Below are 1,546 nucleotides of genomic sequence, written 5' to 3'. Positions count from 1 at the left end.
TGGGTGATGAGATGGACGCTCCCCAAAACGGCGTCAATGCGCCAAACTGGTAATTGAACTCACTCAGTTAAAAGGGAACGTCCGTCATGAAAATTAGCACATTATCAATTGATTTGGCAAAAAATGTATTCCAAGTCGCTGGCTTTAATTCTAACCATAAAAGAGAATGCAATAAACGTTTAAACAGAGCTAAACTCAACGCCTTCTTAGCTAATACCCCTCCGTGCCGCGTGGTGATGGAAGCCTGTTATTCTTCCCACTACTGGGGAAGAGTATTTTCGTCTTACGGTCATACCGTTGACCTTATTCCTGCACAACACGTTACCCCCTTTGTTCGCGGTAATAAAAACGACAGTAACGATGCACTTGCTATCTATGAAGCAAGCTTACGCCCTCATATTAAATTCGTTCCTATTAAAACCGAAGCTCAGCAAGAAATACTCATGCTCCATAAGATACGTGAGCGACTTCTGCAAAACAGGATTGCTGCAACCAACCAGTTACGCGGTTTATTGGTCGATTTTGGGTATGTATTTCCTGTCGGTATTAAGGCGTTTGAGCAAGGGATAATTGCCTTAGAAAGTGATTCTGAGCTTCGCCCTCAGCTGCGCATAATGGTGAGTGATATTTACACCGAATACAAAACCCTTGTTAAACGCATTAAAGCTATTGAAGCGATGCTTACTGCACACGTTGAACGGGATACAAACGCTAAAATACTTCACTCTATCCCTGGCGTGGGTGTTCTCAATGCCTCAGCCTATGCAGCATCAATCGGGAACGGTCAGGCATTTAAGAGCGCAAAAGAACTCGGTGTGTGGCTAGGATTAACACCTAAACAATACGCATCAGGCGATAAAAGTAAAATGTCTGGTATTACTAAACGCGGCAACAGTTACCTACGAAAACAACTTATTCACGGTGCTCGCGCCCTTATCGCCAGAAGCCACCATAAAACAGATGCGCTAAGCCAGTGGATAAACCAGTTGCGCGAGAAAAAACACTTTAATTGTGTGGTGGTCGCCACCGCACACAGATTGGCGCGACTGATGTGGATATTGCTGACCAAGCAAACTCTCTACTCTCCTCAGTATGTGCAAAATACACACAAGGATGCTTAATTATGCGTATTTTACACGCCAATCACACCCGAGTTTACGACTTAAGACAGCCTGGTTATGACATAGGTTTTAAAACCTGAGTGGGTGTTTGGGCACTTAAGTCGTAACATACGCTTATCCTGTATGTACTTCACTTATAATGAAACAAAAAGCGCACGCTAACCAAGGTTAACCAGATAAAGACACGAGATTAAATCTCGTTTGGGTGAATATTTTTTAGGTCCCTTGGTACGAAGCTCATTAGGAGCATGGCGCATGACAATCATGACACCATAGCTCGAATATATGTCAGTACCTTTGCTTTTCAGCAAGCTTGTGACGCATCATGACTGTGAAATGGGATACATGACAATTAAATAAAGGCATCAATTTTGATGTTTAGACATTAGCTCGTCTTGACTTCAAGGGAGCGTCCATATATGTCA

The 1,546-nt window shown here is 43.1% G+C and carries 1 protein-coding gene; it reads left to right on the top strand.

Annotation, left to right across the window (positions count from 1 at the left end):
* The first annotated feature begins 86 nt into the window (after positions 1 to 86).
* Positions 87 to 1,121: an IS110 family transposase gene (locus I6E82_RS19740; protein WP_197118528.1), complete on the top strand. Its 1,035-nt coding sequence runs from the start codon at positions 87 to 89 to the stop codon at positions 1,119 to 1,121.
* The last annotated feature ends 425 nt before the right edge of the window (positions 1,122 to 1,546 follow it).

It is taken from the genome of Pseudoalteromonas sp. NZS11, from assembly GCF_015864765.1.
Classification (GTDB): domain Bacteria; phylum Pseudomonadota; class Gammaproteobacteria; order Enterobacterales; family Alteromonadaceae; genus Pseudoalteromonas; species Pseudoalteromonas arctica.
Note: the sequence above shows the minus strand (reverse complement) of the source record. Positions and strands in the feature narration are given on the sequence as shown.

Coding starts and splice junctions, on each gene's coding strand:
- I6E82_RS19740 (WP_197118528.1), top strand. CDS start 87: ATGAAAATTAGCACATTATCAATTGATTTGGCAAAAAATGTATTCCAA.